The following is a 17,243-nucleotide window of genomic DNA, read 5'->3' on the forward strand; positions in this document are numbered from 1 at the left end:
AGCGGGCAAATGTGCTGGTGTCAGTACGCGCCGATGGACCAGAAAATTCCGACCTCGTGGTCGGACACGGCGATGAGGCCCAGTTCTTCGAAGAGGTCGAGGCCGTTGATGTATTCGCCGGTGATGAATTTGTGGACCTTGGTGTGTTTGAGGCCGGCCTGGACGAAGTCCCGGGCCGGGTCGGAGGCCGCGTCTTGGGCGTTCGTCCAGAAACGGACGTTTGGGCCGTAGCGGTCCAGCAAGGACCGTGCGTCGGCCAGCAGGGCGTCGCGCTCCGGCCGGTTCCGCACGGGCCGGTTGTCGCCCCACTCCTCCGCCATGACGGCGAGCGCGGTGACGGCGCCCGCCGGCTTCAGCTCGTGCAGGCGGTCGCGGAATCCGTCGGCGGGCGGAGGCTCGAAGGGGTATGCCGGTGCGACGTCGCGGGCGTTGTTGTTGCGGTCGCCGTCGATCCGCAGCCAGCCGCGCGGGTCTGGGACCTCCCGGTGCATCAGGGCGAGTACGTCTTCGGCCCAGTCCTCGTGTCGACGGGGACCGGTGGCGAGGAAGATGTACGGGTCCTCCAGCAGGCGCAGGGCCGCCGCGTTCCAGGGGCTGCGGCGCCGCCGCAGTTCCATGAGCGTGCTGCCGACGCTCCGGGCGAACACGTCGGCCGGCGAGCGCGGGATGCCGGCCAGCTGCCCGTACCCCCATCGCAGGAGTTCTGTAGCCGCCCCGTCCTCGACGGTCTCGGCCAGCTCGCGCGGCGTCTCGGGGACGACTGCCTGGTTTCCCCGGTGGAGTTCGGTGGCGGCCCGCCACAGGTCTTCCAGGTGGGTGTCGAGGAGGTCGAGGGCAGTCCGGTTGTCGTCTGCCGTGCTCATAGGCCGACCCTAAAGGCTGTCCGGTCAACTCACGAAGCCTCAGGTCATCCCCATTGCCCGGTCGGTTTGCCCTTCGTCCCGGTGGTCAGCCTGTCGGCAAGCTGCCGCGGTACCCCGGGCCCGGCGCCAACGACGCCCCCGAGTTCACGGCAGAGCAAGGCCGTTAGGGTGGTTTGATGGATCTTGGTGTGGTGGTGGGTGCGGACGATGCTGTCGAACTCGTCGGGCATCGGCGCCCAGATCGCCGCACGGATCCTGGCGGAGATCGGGGACGACCGCACACGACAGCAACGACGCGACCGGCCCCCTCCGAGCCAGGGACGTCTGCGAAGCCCTCGACCACGAACTACTGCCGAAGAGCATCGAAGGCACCCGCGCCAAACTGAAACGCCTCGTCAAGCTCGACATCCTCACCGAAGCCGACACCGGCAGCTTCACCAGGAAGCAGTAGCCAGCCGAGCACCGTGACCAGCAGCCCTGTCCCAGCCTCATCCGGAAACAGACATCAACTAACGAACCGCCCTCTCAAGCGGTTGCGTCTGGGCGTGGGCGTGGAGGTAGTTTTCCGGTTCGGGCATGGTTCGGCCCGTGGCATCCGGCTGAGGGTTCGGGCCTGGCGAGCGCCGGCCCCGACGCGTGGAGCGCGTGTGGGATCAAGCGAGAGGCGAAGCTGGACCGGATCGAGGGGTTGGACCGCTTCCCCGACCGGGTTTTCGTCTTCGATGAGTTCGGCCCGCTCGGGGTCCGTCCCACTGCCAAGTCCGGCTGGGTCCGCTGGAAACATCCTGACCGGGTCCCTGCCACCTTGACGTCGCACCCGCTGCCTGACCAACCCGGCGAACCTATGCGGTCTGCGAAATCCCCCCGTACATGAACGTGGAGCGGACCTGGTTGGACAGGCCGCCATGGCGGCGCTGGCGGCGCTCTGCGTTCTCGCCGGCAGTGCGGATGGCCTTGGAGGTGACGGGCAGCTTCCGCCAGAGCCTTCGCCTTCACTCTGACGGCCTTCTCCGCCAGGACGAGCACCCAGCCCTCCAGGAGGCCGGGCACCTGGCACCTTGAGTGCGACGATCTTCGTGTGGAGGGGCGTCCAGCCGCGTCGTCACCTTCTCGCAGCCCTCAGCGGCGGCAGGGGCCTCGTCGATGCCCGCCACTGACCCGGGCCATGAGGGGCGTGCGCGGTGGCGCGGGTGCCGCGGGAGTGCAGCTCGCGCGCCCTGTACGACTCTGGTGCGCCACTCAGGGGGCTGCGTAGGGTTGGCCACGCCGGAGGGGGCTGTCCGGCGCGAGCCGTGCATCCGGGGGTGGATCGTGAGCCGATCGCAGGCGGAGCCGCGCGTGGAGGAAGACCTCCTCAAGGAGATCGCCCGCGGGGTGGTGGAGCGTGTGGCTCCCCACGAGTTGGTCCTCTTCCGCGTCGAGAGCACAGCCTATTTCCGGGCTCCTCGCAAGGCGTTGAAGGCGGCGCGCAGGCGGGCGGCCGGGCAGCCGAGGGACGAGCGGTTCGGCTTCGGGGGCGGTGAGCTGATCGCCGTTGTGACTCCCCTCGTGTTGGCGATGGTGGAAACCGCTCTGGTCGGCGTGGGCGCGGACCTGATGGTGAGGGGGGCGGAACGGAGCGCGGGCCCGGTGCGTGCCCGGATACGACGCATCCTGCGGCGTCCGGATTCGACGGAGGGGGAGGAGCCGGCTGCCGAAGATGCCATTGCGGGCACGGAGCCTTCGCCCGCCCCGGCATCGGCAACCGACTCCACGCGTGGAGCGGTCATCGACGCCTCGGTCGGTTCCGAGGGCGACCCGGCGGACGGGGCGCCCCGGCCCGCGCCGAGGGCCGAGGCGCTGCCCCCTGAGCTGACGGAAGCCGTCCGGCAGCAGATGTACGAGCAGGCCCTGCGGTTCGGCATCGACGAGGACGGGGCCCGACTGCTGGCGGACGCGGTGATCGGAGGCCTCACCGCATAGCCGGTTCCGCCCACCATCCCTCGGGGGTCCGCGATGTCGACGCCTGCCACACCGACGGCTCCCGTCCCCGCGACCCCACAGGATCCGTTCGGACTGCCCGCTGGGACCACGTTCCGGTTCATCCTGCTGATCACCGCTCTCTTGGGGGCGTCGGTTTTCGTCTACAACACCGTGTACCTCGCATTCGCTCCCGGCGCCGATGGCGCGCAGGCGGTCTACGAGCAGTGCTCCGCAGCGGCCGGCCGGACCGGGCAGATCGGCCCGGCTGTGAACTTCCCGGACTACTTTCTCACCTGCACCGAGGAGTTCGAGCGCACGAAGGCTCCCTGGGTGCTGGCAGGGGTCGCCTTCCTCCTGGCACTCGCCGGGTTGTTGTACTGGGTGGACCCGTACGTGCACGTGTGCAGGCACGACCTGGTCGCCTTAGCGCCGGAAGCGGACGCTGAAGACGCGGCCCTCGTACGCCGCCTGCACGAGCTGGTCGCCGAGGCGGCCCTGCACCGGTCGCCCCGGTTCTTCCTGCGCCGGTCCTCGCTCTCAGTCACGGCCCATGCATTCGGGCGCGCCGGCTGGTATGCCGTGGTGCTTGACGCAGGGCTCGTCACACGCTTCCGTGCGGACCCCGCGCGGCTGCGAGCGCTGGTCCTGCACGAGCTGGCCCATCTGTGTAACCGGGATACCGACATCGAGTGCCTCACCCGGTCGTTTAACTGGGCCTTCCTCCCCCTGGGGGTGCTCCCTCTCGCCGCCGCCCTGATCGGAACCGCTCCTGAGGACGCGCTGGGCGTCGGGCTGCGGGCAGCGGTCCTGCTGGGCCTCGTCTTCCTGAGCTCCCGCGCCGTTATCCGGGCGCGGGAACACGGGGCGGATGTGCGGGCGGCATCGTGGGACGGTGTGCGCGAGGACCTTCTGGCCGCGATCGCGGCGGCCGACATCCGCCACCCGTGGTGGAAGGGGTCGCGCGGCTTCCACCCCACCACCGAACAGCGCAGATGCATCGTGCACCACCCGGCCCGGCTGTTCCGGACCGGGTTCTGGGAGTGCTGCGCGGCCGGCCTCGCCGCCATGAGCACCGGAAGCGGACTCCTGATCCTGTGGTGGCTCACGGCCCACGAGGCCGACCCGCTGAACAGCCGATGGGCGGCGGCGCTCGTGGTCTCGCCGGCCGTTGTGGCCGTCGTCGGCCTCGGGGCGTGGCGTACGTCAGCCCGCTCCGACCATACGGTCCGAGACAGGGTGTTCCCCGCCCTCGGTCTGGCCGTGGGGCTCGTACTCGGCCGGCCCCTCGCGGTGGACAGTGGGATGGGGACGCCCTTGCCGAGGCTGGCCTCGTCCGGCGGGGCGGCGACTGCGCTCTGGGCGTTGTGCCTGGCCTTCGTGCTGGTCCTCTTCGAGTGGTGGGCGGCTCAAGCCGCAGCTGCCTGGGGAGCTCCAGCCGTTCCGCGGCGCGCCGGGTGGGCGGTGGGCTGGGTGGCCGCCTCGCTGATCCTGTCGGTCGTTATCGCCTCGTGGACGGCCCTCACCGACTCGGCGGACTGGCTGGGCACCGTCGGAGAGGGGGTCCGCGCCGACCATCAGGCCGTGGCGCAGGTGGCGCCCGCAGGGCCTTACTGGCTCTGGTCGGCCGTTCATCATCCACTGCTGTTGCGCTTCGCGCAGTGGACCCCCCTGATCCTGGCGCTCGTCTTGGTGTGGGCGGTACCGCTCGCCGCGCGCCTGCGGCCCGCACCGCGGTCGGCGCAGGGGCGGGGGAGCGCGGCGCAGACCCGGGCGGAGGCCTTGTGCGGCTGGCCCGTTGTGGTCGCCGTGGCCTCCACGGCCGCCACCGCAGCCTTCGTCGGCGGCACTCTCGTCTCCCGTCTCCTGATCCACTCCAGCATCCCCGAGAGGACCCGTGCGATGGACGGTTTCCTGCTCGCCTTCACCTACGGAAACCTCGTCGTCGCCATGCTCGTTCAGGGCCTCGTCGCTCTTGCCGCGGCGGCCCTGCTCGTACGGCGGCACGGCAGCACGGCCGCCCTGTACGGGCTCATGGCGGCCTTCCTGACAGGGTGTCTGGTCACGGCCGTGTTCTTCGGCGGCGTGCTGGCCGCCGGCTGCGCCGACGCGCTCGCGCTGCGCCCCGCCGCCTGCGGCGGGATCTCGCTGCCCTTCGTCCGCAACACCCTGCTGCGGATCCTAGTTGGGGGAACGGCCTGCTCCCTGATCATGGTCACTACGGGGGCCGTTGCACTGGTGGTACGCCGCCGTCTTCGGTCGGTGGCCCCGCCTCGGCCCGTGGTCGGAGCGGCGTCCGAGGGCAGGATCACCGCACGCCGGGTCGGCCTGACGGCGCTGCTCCTGGCCGGAAGCGTGACGCTGTTCGCGTGCACCACGGACACGACCGACCGGACCTTTGGCGTGCCGACGGGCGGAATCGAAGAAGTCCGCTCCGCCTGCCGACAGTACGACGAACTGCTCGGCTCCCTGGACACGCTCACGAGCGCCGAGGTGCACACCCAACTGGACAAGGCCAGTCAGTTGGCGGTCCAGGGCCGGGACCCGGCGCTCGCAGTCGCTTTCATGGAGCACTTCAAGGCAGGTCTGGAAGGCGATTCAGCAGCGTTCAAAGAACACGGAGATCGAGTCAACCAAACCTGCGCCGCTGTCGGGGTCGTTCTGGTGAACCTCCCCTGAATCGGTGAAGCAGGCAAGAAAAGCCCCGGCCCGTTCAACCGCCACCGGTCTGCCGTACGTAACTGACTCCGTCGAGCACAAGATTCTCGAACGTGTAACCGTATCCCGTGTCGAATTCGTTGACCGACCACCGCGAGTACCTGATGGGTCCGCCTGGCACGTAAAGAACCATGGATGAATTCCCGACGACTGCGGGGCCGGTCAGGACCTGACGGTTGTTGAAGTGGAGCACAACGTTTCCGTTGGCCGTGAAGATGATCCGGGCTAGCTGTGCGGAGCCCTTGTTGTCTCCGTCCCACTCGCCGACCAGCGCCGTAGGTACGTAACCCGGGGGAAGAACTGGAGTGGTTGGAGGTGGTGCTGGAGTGGGTGGACGTACGCCGGGGGATGTCCGGGGGGCCGGCCCGGGCTGGCCCCCGGTTTCGCGCAGATCACCCGTCGGCGTGAACGGCTCGGGTCCCGCGCTCTTATTCGGATCGCTGCACCCGGTGGCGAGTACGGCAACGCAGGTCGCCGCGACCGTCGTCAGCCTGAACAGCATTCCCATGGACATCATTTCCCCCGATTCGATGCCACCGTGCACGCTCGTAGGTCCGACGAGAGCGTACTCCCCTCGGAATTCTTACGGAATGTTTTCCTCATGAATGAGCCCCTTGTCGAGGTGTGTTCTCGCGTGATGTCGATGCGGTCCCGGAACGCGTGAGGTCTACGACGAGTACGAGGCTGCGGGCCGGTTGCGGGTTCCGTTGGCCGCGTGGCGGTGGGCAGCCGGCTCCCGCTTGGTCCCGCTGGCGGACGCCGGGCCCCGCTTGTGGTCGCGGCGGTGGTGGAGGCGGCCGACCCGGAGGCGGTGCGGGCGGCGCTGCGGGGCCCGATGGGTGCCGGGGTGGCGGCGGACCGGTTGACGGAGGCGTTGGGGGGGCCGCTGCCGATTCTCCGGCCGCGGGTGACGGCCTCGGCGGTCGGCCGTCTCGTGTAGGCCGGTCTGCTGGTCTACCTCGGCGGGGACGTCGAGTTCCCCGACGTTCACCCGGATCAGGTGGCCGCACTCGGCCGCCGCCGCGACTTGCCCACCCTCCTCGGCCGTCACGTGCCCTCGGCTCCGACCAGGCCGCTGCGCTCGGTGAGCATTTTACCGAAGGAGCGGACGTGGCCGGTGAGGGCGTCCGGTTCAGGGCGGCGGACGAGAACGGCCTTGAGCCGTACGTGTTCCGTCTCCAGGGCGAACGGCTGCCTCAGTGGCTCGATGCCGTCCGGCGAGCCACGCGAGCAGGGCGTCGACGAATGCTTTGAACACGAGCGGGTCAATCTGGCACTCGTTAGCCTGCATGGGTCCGATGCGGGACGGCAGACCCAGTTCGGCTTGGTAGACGCCCACCTGGCTCATGAACAGCCGGGAGGCCCCGTTGGAGGGGTTCCACAGGGTCTGGTCACCCATATCGTAATACTGACTCAATGCCACCCCTTCCTGCCGGCCATACCGGCCGGCGTTGCCGGCACATGACATGACGGTCAGTCAGCCCTCCACGGAAAGTGAGCCGGAACCAAAACTCGTGAACATCACCCGACCGAGGATCCGGGCGCCTCCCAAAGCCATGAACATCAGGCTTCACAACCCGTGAATAAAGCCACTCCGGCTCCCGCCGGGGAAAACTGCTCCCCGCGCACGGGGGGATGGGCCTGCGCACCCGGTTGGCTGGCTGTCTCTTCCGGCGGCCACTGCCAGAGACCCTTCACGCAGCAGCCATGCCGCAGTTGCACCCCCCCAACTCATGACCAGGCTCTGCGACGGGCCGTTTTCTAGCCTTGCTATATGACGCGAACACCCCCGAGCGAAGCCGATCGGCAGCTCCTGCAGGCCTGCCAAGAGCAGGGTTTGACGCTGAAGGCATCCCGTCTGGCCATGTGGCGAAGGTACGGCCTGGTGCCCGACCCGGCGCCCATCTACCGCGGCGGTCGCAGCGGTTCGCGGCGGGTGTACCCGCCGGGGACCGAGCTGCAGGTGCTGAGCCTGGCTGTCTGCGACCAGCTCCATCCGCGTATGTCTCCGTTCGATCTGCTCCTCCTGGCCTTTTTCGCTGAAGTGCCGCTGCCCTTCTTACCGACAGAGGCCCTGAAGCTGGCTCTGGCCAAGGAGTACTTCGGCTCGCGGGCAGTGTGGCGGGAAGAGCAGCAGGGGGCGTTCGACGCCGTGGACGCCGGGTGGCGGGACGAACTGTCGCCCGATTTCAACTGGGCCCAGACCGAGGCCGCGCTCGAGATCCGGCAGGACTCCGAGCACGTACGGCAGATGCGGGCGAACCTCGCACGACTCCCGTCCCTGACAGGGGCCACCCGGCGGGATCTCGATGCCCGCGTCGACGGGGTGCTCACCTCCCTGAACCGTGACTGCCTACCGGAGGAAGACACCTCGGCCATGGCCGACCTCAAGGCAGCCATGGCCTTCGACGGACCGCCCGCCCAATCGCGCGCCGCATGGATGCATGCGGCGCTCTGCCATGCCGAACAGCTCTCGGTCCGCCAGGAGACCAATGCGGAGGAACGGTTCGAGGGGCTCATGGAACTCACGGGCTCCGAGCTGCTGCACTTCAGGGAGCTCGTACTCGAGGACCTCTGCGCCATGTACACGGTGGCGTCCGAGGGGCGGCTTCGGCGTTACCTGGTCCGCGCTCCGCGCCAGGCGCGTATGGCGGGGGCCATGCTCGTCGAGTGGAACAGCGTCAGGCATTCGGTCGAGCCCGGGTCCCGCCCGGCCCAGCGCGCCCGGGACGCCCTGTACGACCTGTGGTCCATCTGCTCGCACGTGGGAGGAGCGGGCGAGGGCCGGGCGGCCTTCACTGCCCGTACCGGAAGAGTCGGATCGACGGGCCGCCGCCAAGATTCCTAGCTCTCATCAAACGTTAAGCCCCTTGTGTAGCCGATGCGTCGGAACCGGCAAAGTTATGGCATCTGTTGGGCCAAAATCACGGTCAAGTGTCCTGGTGCTGCTCGTCGGGCGCTGGCCGTGCAAGCAAAGTTGTCCTGTGAGTACCCCCAGTACTCACAGGACACAACGGCAATCCACCCCGTACGTTTTCCACAACGAGCAGCCTAAAGGGCGCACTTCAAGGGGAGCAGCATGGGCACCATGGGCAGTAGCCACACGCCGCAGTGGAACGAAGACCCTCAGATCACGCGGGCACGGATTGCGGAGCTGGCCGAGGTGACGCGGCCGACCGTAACCATGTGGGAGCGCCGTTCTCCGGGCTTTCCCTCACCCAGAAAGGCTGGGGGGACGGACTACTTCCTCCAGTCGGACGTCCTGCGCTGGCTCGACGACCGCAGGGTCCCCCTCCGCCTGCGCCGCCAGGGGGAGGGCGACGAGGCGACCTACGGCCACCGGGCCCGAGGCTCGCTGGCGCCGGCCAGCCGGACGGAAACCCGTCAGCTCGTCCTCGACGCCGACGCCGACCCTGACCCCGACGCCGAGGACGCCGAGGACGCTGAGGGCGCCGGCGCCGCCGAACTCTCCGACGGGTCGGCAGGGGTGCAGCGGCCGGACGACGTACCCGCGAACCGGCATCTGGTGCACGAACTCATGGGGCCGCTGGCCGACCAGGCGCGCGGTCCCGGTTCGACGGTGAACTACCTGCACCTGCTGCTCGGGCTCCACTTCCTGCGGACCGCGTCCGGCGCACGCTGGACCGAGATCCGGGCCCGCGCGGCGGCGATCGACGCCGCTGGGGGAACCGGCAGCGAGCTCCTGGAACACATCGGCCGTGAGGTGGACACCGAGGTCAAGCGTCTCGGGATGCTGCCCCACTTCACGGATTCGCTGGCCGCCCTGATCCCACGGAGCGTAGGAGTCCTCGCCGAGGTAATCAGGCTGGTGGCCAAGCTCGACGGGGATGCCTTCGAACTGATCATCGACGAGTACGAGACCCACGCGCGGCTGCGCAGCCGTGAGTTCTCCACGCCGAAGGGTGTGGCGCGGCTGATGGCGGGCCTGGCAGGCAGCTCGTGCGGCCGCATGCCCCGAACCGCCTACGATCCGTACGTTCGCGGCGGAGAGTCCCTCGTGGCGGGTTTCGCGTTCGCCGAAGCGCTCCGCGGGCAGCAGCCCGGGCGTCAGCAGTCCCTCAAGGTGTTCGGACAGACGACCGTCCCCGCCGCAGGGCTCTTCGCGTCCCTCAACCTGGCACTGCACGACGTCCCGGCCAGGGTGCGCCTGGAGCGCAATGCACCGTGGACCAGTGGCCTGGAAACGGCAGGCCGGGCCGACATCGTCCTCACCAACCCGCCGTTCAACATGAAGAACTCGGCGGGTCAGGCTCGCCGTACGGGAACGTGGCCCTACGGCGCACCGCCGCTGGACAACGACAACTTCGCCTATGTCCAGCACGTACTGGCATCCCTCCGGGAGGGCGGCCGGGCCGCCATGGTGATGCCCACCAAGGCGGGCAACTCGGACAGCGCCGCGGAGACGGCCATCCGTAGGGCCATGGTGAAGGCGGGGGTCGTCGAGTGCGTCATCGCGCTGCCGGCCAGGCTCTTCAGCGGTACCGCCGTCCCCGTGTCCGTGTGGCTGCTGCGGCACCCGGGCGAACCGTGCGAACAGGTGCTGTTCCTCGACGCACGCGAATGCGGCACCAAGAAGGGGCCGCGGTCCGTCCTTGATGAAGATGCGGCCGGTGCGCTCCTCGCCATCTACCGGGCGCACATCGCTTCGGGGCAGCGGCGCGGCCCCGACCAGGTGCCGCAGCCGCCAGCGATCGATCCGAGGAACGTTCCGACGAGCATTCCGAGCACGCTGGTGGGCCGTGAGGTGCTGCTCGATGAGGTCTGCTCACTCAGTCCCGTGGACCACGTCCGCCCGGCGGGGCGCGTCGATGAGCGCCCGGCGGAGCGGACCGGTTCCGGAGCGGACGTGCCGGAGCGGGCCTGGGCCGAAGTGACGGCGCTGCGGGTGCGCAGCGCGGAGGCGGACGCGTACGCGGACTCCTTGCGCAGAGGGCCCACGCCGGGGGAGTGGAGCGGAGGTGACTGGGGTACGGCGGACCTCGCCGCCCTCTGCGAGATCAAGGCCGGCCCCTCGTTCACGCAGCTGGGCACGAAGGACCGCAGCCCCGACGGCGTCGTACCGGTGGTGTTCCCCCGGCACCTGCGGGAAGGGCGCATCACCGACACGGGGGAGGAGTGCATCTCGTGGGAGCTGGCCACCCGGCTCGCGCACTTCAAGCTCGAAGCCGGGGACATCGTGTGCGTACGGGCCGGCAAGACGGGGCCGCCGGCGATCGTACGGGCCGACCAGGCGGGCTGGCTGCCGAGTGCGAACCTGACGCGGCTGCGCGTACGCCAGGACGCCGGAGTCGATCCGGTCTACCTGCTCGCCTGGCTGAGCCGCCCGGAGGTCCTCGCCTGGGTCGAGGACCGGTCGGCCGCCACCGCGGCTTCGTCGATCAGCACCGGGACGCTCGGCCGCCTGGAAGTACGGCTGCCTCCGCTGCCCGAGCAGCGCCGCATCGCCGAGCTCCTGGCGGGCGTGGAGGAACAGGCTCGCGCGCACCGAGAACTGGCCGCCGCGGTCACCCGAGCGCGCGGCCTGTTGGCGGAACAGCTGATGAGCCCGACGCCGACGTCCCCCTGACCTCCCCCCTTGTTTCCGTTCCGCCGAATTCTCCGAAAGGGAACCCTTCCGTGACCGCCTCCCAAGACCCCACTGCCACGCCCTCCCCGACAGCCTCGGCTGCCTCGACCACGGCGCCCGATGTGCATGCGGGGTGCGCACAGCCCGTCTGGGCGCCCTGGCTGCTGAGCATGTTCCTGTTCTCCGTGTCCGTCGCCCTGTTGGCGGGGCTCGTGGAGAGCCTCGCGGGCGCCGGCCTCCCGACTGTCCTCCGCTCCGCCGGCACCTGCTTCGCGACAGCGCTGGGGCTGTGCCTGGCGGCTGTACACGCGGTCAGAGAGCTCAAGAAGCGCCGATAGGCCCGTTTCCCTGCAACGGCGCCGGGGCCGGAGCCGGGGCCGCCACAGTCTCGGGCTCCACTGCGTGGGCGCCCACGCGGCGCTGCTCGGGCGCCTGCGAGGAAAACGCAACTTCTGCCCTTATGGATCGATTGCCGGTTTCGGTGAAAGTGCTCGAAAGCACGGGGTTCGCCGCATAGAGTTCCAGCTAGTCAGCCTGCTCCCCGCACACGCGGGGATGACCCGGTGTACGACCCCGGCCCGAAGGACGCGGTGGTCTGCTCCCCGCGCACGCGGGGATGACCCCCGACGGCTGAAGGAGCTCACAACCGCGCAGCACTGCGTGACGGGCTGCGATCGGCGGACGTGTTCGTGCCGGCGCACCCGCACCCGCTCCGGCGCCCCCCTCCCCGGTGCCTTCGCGCTCGCCGCCGCCTCCCCGCAGGTCATCGCCGTCGGCGTCAACTGCTGCGACCCGGCCGAGGTGCTGTCCGCCCTCGCGGCGGCGGCCGGCGTCACCTCCAAACCCCTCGTGGCCTACCCGAACGACGGCTCCGTCTGGGAGCCGGCCACCGCCACCTGGCACCCCCCCCCGCGGACCGGGCCCCGCTGGCCCGTCGCCGCCTGGCGCCGCACGGGCGCCCGCCTCATCGGCGGCTGCTGCCGCCTCGGCCCGGCCCGGATCGCGGACCTCGCGGCGGAGTGCGCTGGTCCGGACATGTGACGACACATCAACTTCGGTCATTCGTAGATGTCTTCTGGCCAAAGAGGTCTCCCGCACGGCTCCCGGGAGCTGACAGGGGCGCTCCGGAAGGTCAGGATGCTCCGACATCCACAGGGGGGCGTCATGAGCACTGCCGAGAGCGCACCGGCAACCGAACCTCGGGGCGGGGAGGAGCCGGAGGCCGGAGCGGAACTGGCGCGGCGGGTCTTCACCGGCCAGGAGCGCTGGGGCTGGGAGTTCGTCCAGCCGTCCGCGCCGCCCGCACACCGGGACGCCCAGCATCCGCCCGTCTACTCCGAACCCTCCGGCGACGAGGTCCGCGCCATGGAGGAGCGCGCCATGACCGCCCGGAAGAACAGGGGCACGGGCTGTCTCGTCCTGCTCGCGGGCATCGTCGCCTACGTGGCCGGCGGCCTGTCCGCAGTCGTGATCGTCGTTGTCCTCGTCATCGTCCTCATGGCCGCGACTTCTCCGGCCGCCAGGCTGAGGGCCGCCCGCCGGCGCCTGGAAGCCGCCCGCACCAGCGCCCAGCGGGACTACGAGCAGCGCCGGCGCGCTTGGCAGAGCCGGATCGACGCCCACCACGCGGAGCACCTGCGGCACAACGACACGCTGGACACCTGGTTCCCGCTCTGCCTCACCTCCGGTCCCAGCCGGATCGACGTGTTCGGCGGCACGGGCAACGGCTGGGCCAGCCTGCTCGCCACGGTCGGCGGGCCGCTCCTCGGCGGTGGCGCCCCGCTCGTCGTTTTGGACCTCACCCAGCAGGCCGTCGCCCTCGAACTCGCTGGCCTCGCCGCGCGTCGCGACATCGCCGTCGCCCACGTACCCGTGCCCGGGGCCCTGCTCGACGCTGACCTGAGCGCGGAGTTCACTCCCGAGGAGCTGGCCGAGACTATGGCCGAGGCGCTGGGCACCATGCGGCCCCCCGGCGCGGACGTGGACCTCCACACCATCGACGTGGACCTTGTCCAGACCGTCGCGGAACTGCTCGAAGGGCCCGTCACCTTCGCCCGGCTCGCCGCCGGGCTGCGCGTCCTGCTCCGCGTCTACGATCCCGCCCCCGGCGCGCCCGGGCCGCTCAACCCCACCGAGGTCGAGTCGATCACCCGGGCCGTCGACCTCCTGGGCCAGGGTGAGCGCGTCCAGAACGAACTGCGCTACGTCCGGGCGCAGACGGAGCTGCTCACGCCGAGGGGGCAGGAGGCCGCCGTCCCCGGCGGCGGCCGCGCCGCGGACTGGTGGCGGCCCGGCGGATTGACGATCGTCACGACCGAGGACTCCGTGCGCCGCCGCAAGGACCTCACCGACCGCTTCGTCTTCTTCCGGCTGGTCCACGTGCTGCGCACCCGTGCCGTGGCGCACGGCTCGGGGACCCTCGTCGTCGCCGGAGCCGACCACCTCGGCCGTGACGCCCTGGAATCGATGGCGCGCGAGGCCCGCACGGCCGGTGTCCGGCTCGTATTCCTGCTCGAACACCTGCGGGAGGGCACCGTCCAGGTCGCCGGCGGATCGGACAGCGCGACGGTGTTCATGCGCATGGGCAACGGCGAGGAGGCCAAGGCGGCCGCGCAGTTCATCGGGCAGGAGCACAAGTTCCTCGTTAACCAGCTGACCCGGCAGGTCGGGGAGACCCTCACCGAGGGCCGCGGCACCAGCTATGGCGGCCAGCGGGGCGTCTCGGACACGGACGGCTCCAACCGGGGCGGCGGCATGTCCGGCAGCAGCTGGGGGAGCTCACGCTCCTTCTCGACCTCCCTCTCGCGCAGCTGGCAGGACTCGACCAACACCTCCACCGCCCGGTCCACGACGACCGGCGAGAACCTCAGCCGCGTCTACGAGTTCGCGATCGAGCCCACCCAGCTCCAGGCCCTCCCGGCGACCGGCCTGGTCCTCGTCGAAACCGGGCCAGCGGGCCGCCGCGTCGTGTTCGGGGACTGCAATCCCGGCATCAACTTCCTGCCCCGGCTCTCCGCCCGCCCTCGCGCGAGCCTGACGTGAGCCCCGGTGCCGGGGGCGCGGCCCGGCCCGCCGGACTCGACGCGTACCGCTTCCACCGCCTGATCACCGTGCCCCGGCGGCCCGAGGACGGCCGTACGGAGGACCGTACGGCCGCCCAGCTCACCGCCGCCGTCACAGCGGCCCACGCCGTGCTCTCCGCGCCCTCGGCCGATGGAGAGCACCGCCCGGCGGGTCTGGCCGCGGCATGGATACGCCCGGGCCGGCACCGGCCGCTGCACTTCCTGGTGGGCGGAACGCCCGGCTTCCCGCCCGCGGGCGACGAGCCCGCCGCGGACGGTGCGCAGCGCCCCCTGCGCTACCCGCCCGGCTCCACCGCCCGCGACGTCCCGGCGGGCGAGACGGTCGCCCTGCTGGAACGGCTGCCGTTCTGGATCCCCTGCCCCGGCTCCCACGACGCCCTGCGCCTGGGCGACGACGAGCGCGCCCTGCCGGGCGAACGCCGCGGCTCCTTCGACGACGCGGTCGCCCACCTCCCGGACGCCTTCGCCTGGCTCGTGCTGGCCGAGCCCCTCCCGTACGAGCGACTGGACCAGGAGCGCGCGACACTCGCCGTCCATCTGCCCCGGCTGCGCCAGCGCGAGAACTCCGCCGCCGACCGGGTGGCGGCCGACCGGGCCGAGGCCCGCTACCGCGAGCTGACCCGGGCCCTGGCCACCGGGGTGTGGAACGTGCGCGTGCTGGTCGGCGCCGAGCGGCCCGAGTCGGCGCTCGCCTCGGCGGCCCTGCTGTGCGGCGCCGGCGACCTCGACGAGCTGCCGTACGTGCTCGTACCGGCGCGGCGGCCGATGCCCTTCGCCGAGGCGCTGACCACCGTCACGCCGCAACCAGCGGCGGCCCCCGCCGCGGGCGCCGCCGGGCCGCCGGGCAGCGTGCCCTTCGTCGCCCCGGCCGAACTGGTCGCGGCGCTAGCCCGGCCGCCCGCGCGGGAGCTCCCAGGCATCCGTACGGTGGCCCCGAACCGGTTCGACGTCACCTCCGACGGCACGGGACACGACCTCGACGCCTTCCTGATCGGCGACATCCTCGACGAGGCCCTCATGCCCGCCGACCAGCTCCACGTCTCCCGCTCCACCCTCAACCGGCACGCCTTCGTCTGCGGGGCGACCGGCTCGGGCAAGTCCCAGACGGTACGGAGCCTGCTCACCGCCCTGTCCACGCACAACCGGCCGATCCCCTGGCTGGCGGTCGAGCCGGCGAAGGCCGAGTACGCGCGCATCGCCGGCCGCCTCGCCGCAGCGGGGGGACCCGAGCACGCCCGGCGCGTCACCGTGATCCGGCCCGGTGACGTGGACGTGGCCCCCGCCTCGCTCAACCCGCTGGAGCCGGAGCCGGGCTTTCCGCTGCAGAGCCACGTGGACCTCGTACGAGCCCTGTTCCTCGCGGCGTTCGAGGGACACGAGCCCTTCCCGCAGGTGCTGTCGCGAGCCCTGTCCCAGTGCTACACGGCCGCCGGATGGGACCTCGTCACCGGCGAACCGCGCCCGGCCCACAAGCCGAAGTACGTACTGGAGGAGCCGGACGAGCCGCGGACGGCCCGCTACCCGACCCTGGGCGAACTCCAGGCCACCGCCCGACAGGTCGTCGAGATGATCGGATACGGCAAGGAGATCACCGCGGACGTGCGGGGCTTCGTCGACGTCCGGATGGGCTCGCTGCGGGAGGGCGCGCCGGGCCGGTTCTTCGAGGGCGGCCATCCCCTGGACATCGCCGGGCTGCTCGCCGGAAACGTGGTCCTCGAACTGGAGACGATCACCAACGACCAGGACAAGGCCTTCCTCATCGGCGCGGTGCTCATCCGCCTGGTCGAACACCTGCGGGTGCACCACGGCGCCGGCGGGGTCCCGCTGCGCCACGTCCTGGTGGTGGAGGAGGCGCACCGGCTCCTGAAGAACGTGGAGGACGGGCCGGCGGCCGCCGCCGTCGAGCTCTTCGCCTCCCTGCTCGCGGAGATCCGGGCGTACGGCGAGGGTGTTGTGATCGTCGAGCAGATCCCCAGCAAGATCCTGCCCGACGTCATCAAGAACAGCGCGCTGAAGATCATGCACCGGCTGCCCGCCGAGGACGACCGGCGCGCCGTCGGCGCGACAATGAACCTCCAGCCCGAGCAGAGCGAGAACGTCGTCGCCCTGCCGCCCGGACGGGCCGCCGTCGCCGCCGACGGCATGGACCGGCCCGTCCTGACGGCCATCCCGCACGGAGAGCACGCCGAGAGCGCCGAGGACGCGTCGACGAAGCCACCGCTGCTCAGCAGCCGCAGCCCGCTGTGCGGGACCTCCTGCCGCCGCGAGCCGTGCACCCTGCGCACGATGAACGACTCCCACCACCGCTCCGTGGAGCCCCTCCAGCTGATCTGGACGGACGTGGCGGCCTCGGCCCAGGCGATGGGCAAGGACGCGCCGGGCCCGTCCGACCCGGTCCGGGCCGCGTTGACGGCGCTCCCGGACCACGACCTGGAATGCACCCTGGTGTACGGGGTGGAACGTGCGGTGTCCGCCCGCGAGTCCCTGATGCGCGACGAGGTCGACCCGGGCGACTTCGCCCGGCGCCTGCACACCGTGCTCCGCGCCGAACTGCTGAGCACCGACCCGCCGGGCGGCGACCCACGGCGCTACACGTATGCGAACTACCGCTTCCGGGACGTGATCGGGGTCATCTACCGGACCAGGACCTCCGTTCCGGACGGCCCGCACACCTACCCGGACCACGAGGCCGAGTGGGCCTCCCGAGGCCTGGTCCTGACCGGGACCTCGGGGGCGGACCACCGCCTCCAGATCCACGCCCTGCCGGGGTACCGGCAGGAGCGGGTCCACGCCCGGGTCGGGGACGTGGAACGCAGCGGGCTGCGAGACGCGGTGGCGGCGGTGACGGGCGGCACGACGGAGAAGCACGTGACGCGGGCCTTCACGATGGCCTGCGCGGCGGGACCGCGCCTGCGCGCGGTGGTGGCGGAGACGGCGGTACGGGTGGCGCTGGAGTGCGCCCGCGAGAAGGGTACCCGTCCATGAGCGAACTCGGCGGCCCGACCGACGCCCCGCCCCCGCCCCCACCCCCGC

At 71.0% G+C, this 17,243-nt stretch carries 10 protein-coding genes and 2 pseudogenes; 9 read left to right on the forward strand and 3 right to left on the reverse strand.

From position 1 onward, the window contains the following. Positions 1-20 precede the first annotated feature (20 nt). Entirely contained in the window at positions 21-863 is an 843-nt protein-coding gene (locus tag ACV7NM_RS32675; protein ID WP_463413690.1) for a hypothetical protein, read from the reverse strand. 655 nt (positions 864-1,518) lie between these two features. Here ACV7NM_RS32675 and ACV7NM_RS32680 point away from each other — a divergent pair. The 3 genes and pseudogenes from ACV7NM_RS32680 to ACV7NM_RS32690 all read left to right on the forward strand — a co-directional run. Beyond that, a pseudogene (locus ACV7NM_RS32680) lies at positions 1,519-1,668 on the forward strand (IS630 family transposase); the annotation flags it as partial. A 506-nt stretch (positions 1,669-2,174) separates the two neighbouring features. After that, entirely contained in the window at positions 2,175-2,825 is a 651-nt protein-coding gene (locus tag ACV7NM_RS32685) for a hypothetical protein (protein WP_463413691.1), read from the forward strand. Positions 2,826-2,858: 33 nt separating this feature from the next. Next, entirely contained in the window at positions 2,859-5,501 is a 2,643-nt protein-coding gene (locus tag ACV7NM_RS32690) for a M48 family metalloprotease (protein WP_463413692.1), read from the forward strand. Between the two features lie 1,086 nt (positions 5,502-6,587). Here ACV7NM_RS32690 and ACV7NM_RS32695 read toward each other — a convergent pair. Together ACV7NM_RS32695 and ACV7NM_RS32700 are read right to left on the reverse strand one after the other, a co-directional pair. After that, positions 6,588-6,809, reverse strand: a complete 222-nt coding sequence (locus tag ACV7NM_RS32695; RefSeq protein ID WP_463414165.1) for a hypothetical protein — start codon at positions 6,807-6,809, stop codon at positions 6,588-6,590. Further along, a pseudogene (locus ACV7NM_RS32700) lies at positions 6,727-6,957 on the reverse strand (DUF6086 family protein); the annotation flags it as partial. The pseudogene ACV7NM_RS32700 and the gene ACV7NM_RS32695, both read right to left, overlap by 83 nt. A gap of 585 nt (positions 6,958-7,542) precedes the next feature. Between ACV7NM_RS32700 and ACV7NM_RS32705 the strand changes: the two are divergent. From ACV7NM_RS32705 to ACV7NM_RS32730, 6 genes are all read left to right on the forward strand, one after another. Further along, positions 7,543-8,388: a hypothetical protein gene (locus ACV7NM_RS32705; RefSeq protein ID WP_463413693.1), complete on the forward strand. Its 846-nt coding sequence runs from the start codon at positions 7,543-7,545 to the stop codon at positions 8,386-8,388. Positions 8,389-8,628: 240 nt separating this feature from the next. Beyond that, positions 8,629-11,127: an N-6 DNA methylase gene (locus ACV7NM_RS32710; protein WP_463413694.1), complete on the forward strand. Its 2,499-nt coding sequence runs from the start codon at positions 8,629-8,631 to the stop codon at positions 11,125-11,127. A gap of 50 nt (positions 11,128-11,177) precedes the next feature. Beyond that, positions 11,178-11,465: a hypothetical protein gene (locus ACV7NM_RS32715; RefSeq protein WP_463413695.1), complete on the forward strand. Its 288-nt coding sequence runs from the start codon at positions 11,178-11,180 to the stop codon at positions 11,463-11,465. A 322-nt stretch (positions 11,466-11,787) separates the two neighbouring features. Further along, positions 11,788-12,168: a homocysteine S-methyltransferase family protein gene (locus ACV7NM_RS32720; protein ID WP_463413696.1), complete on the forward strand. Its 381-nt coding sequence runs from the start codon at positions 11,788-11,790 to the stop codon at positions 12,166-12,168. A 123-nt stretch (positions 12,169-12,291) separates the two neighbouring features. Further along, positions 12,292-14,169: a hypothetical protein gene (locus tag ACV7NM_RS32725; RefSeq protein ID WP_463413697.1), complete on the forward strand. Its 1,878-nt coding sequence runs from the start codon at positions 12,292-12,294 to the stop codon at positions 14,167-14,169. Beyond that, positions 14,166-17,195 (forward strand): ATP-binding protein, encoded by a 3,030-nt coding sequence (locus tag ACV7NM_RS32730; protein ID WP_463413698.1) that lies wholly within the window; start codon positions 14,166-14,168, stop codon positions 17,193-17,195. The genes ACV7NM_RS32725 and ACV7NM_RS32730 overlap by 4 nt, the downstream gene beginning before the upstream one ends. The last annotated feature ends 48 nt before the right edge of the window (positions 17,196-17,243 follow it).

The sequence above is a fragment of the Streptomyces sp. Tek67B01 genome, from assembly GCF_055231995.1.

Coding starts and splice junctions, on each gene's coding strand:
- ACV7NM_RS32690 (WP_463413692.1), top strand. CDS start 2,859: ATGTCGACGCCTGCCACACCGACGGCTCCCGTCCCCGCGACCCCACAG.
- ACV7NM_RS32705 (WP_463413693.1), top strand. CDS start 7,543: ATGTCTCCGTTCGATCTGCTCCTCCTGGCCTTTTTCGCTGAAGTGCCG.
- ACV7NM_RS32725 (WP_463413697.1), top strand. CDS start 12,292: ATGAGCACTGCCGAGAGCGCACCGGCAACCGAACCTCGGGGCGGGGAG.
- ACV7NM_RS32675 (WP_463413690.1), bottom strand. CDS start 863: ATGAGCACGGCAGACGACAACCGGACTGCCCTCGACCTCCTCGACACC.
- ACV7NM_RS32710 (WP_463413694.1), top strand. CDS start 8,629: ATGGGCAGTAGCCACACGCCGCAGTGGAACGAAGACCCTCAGATCACG.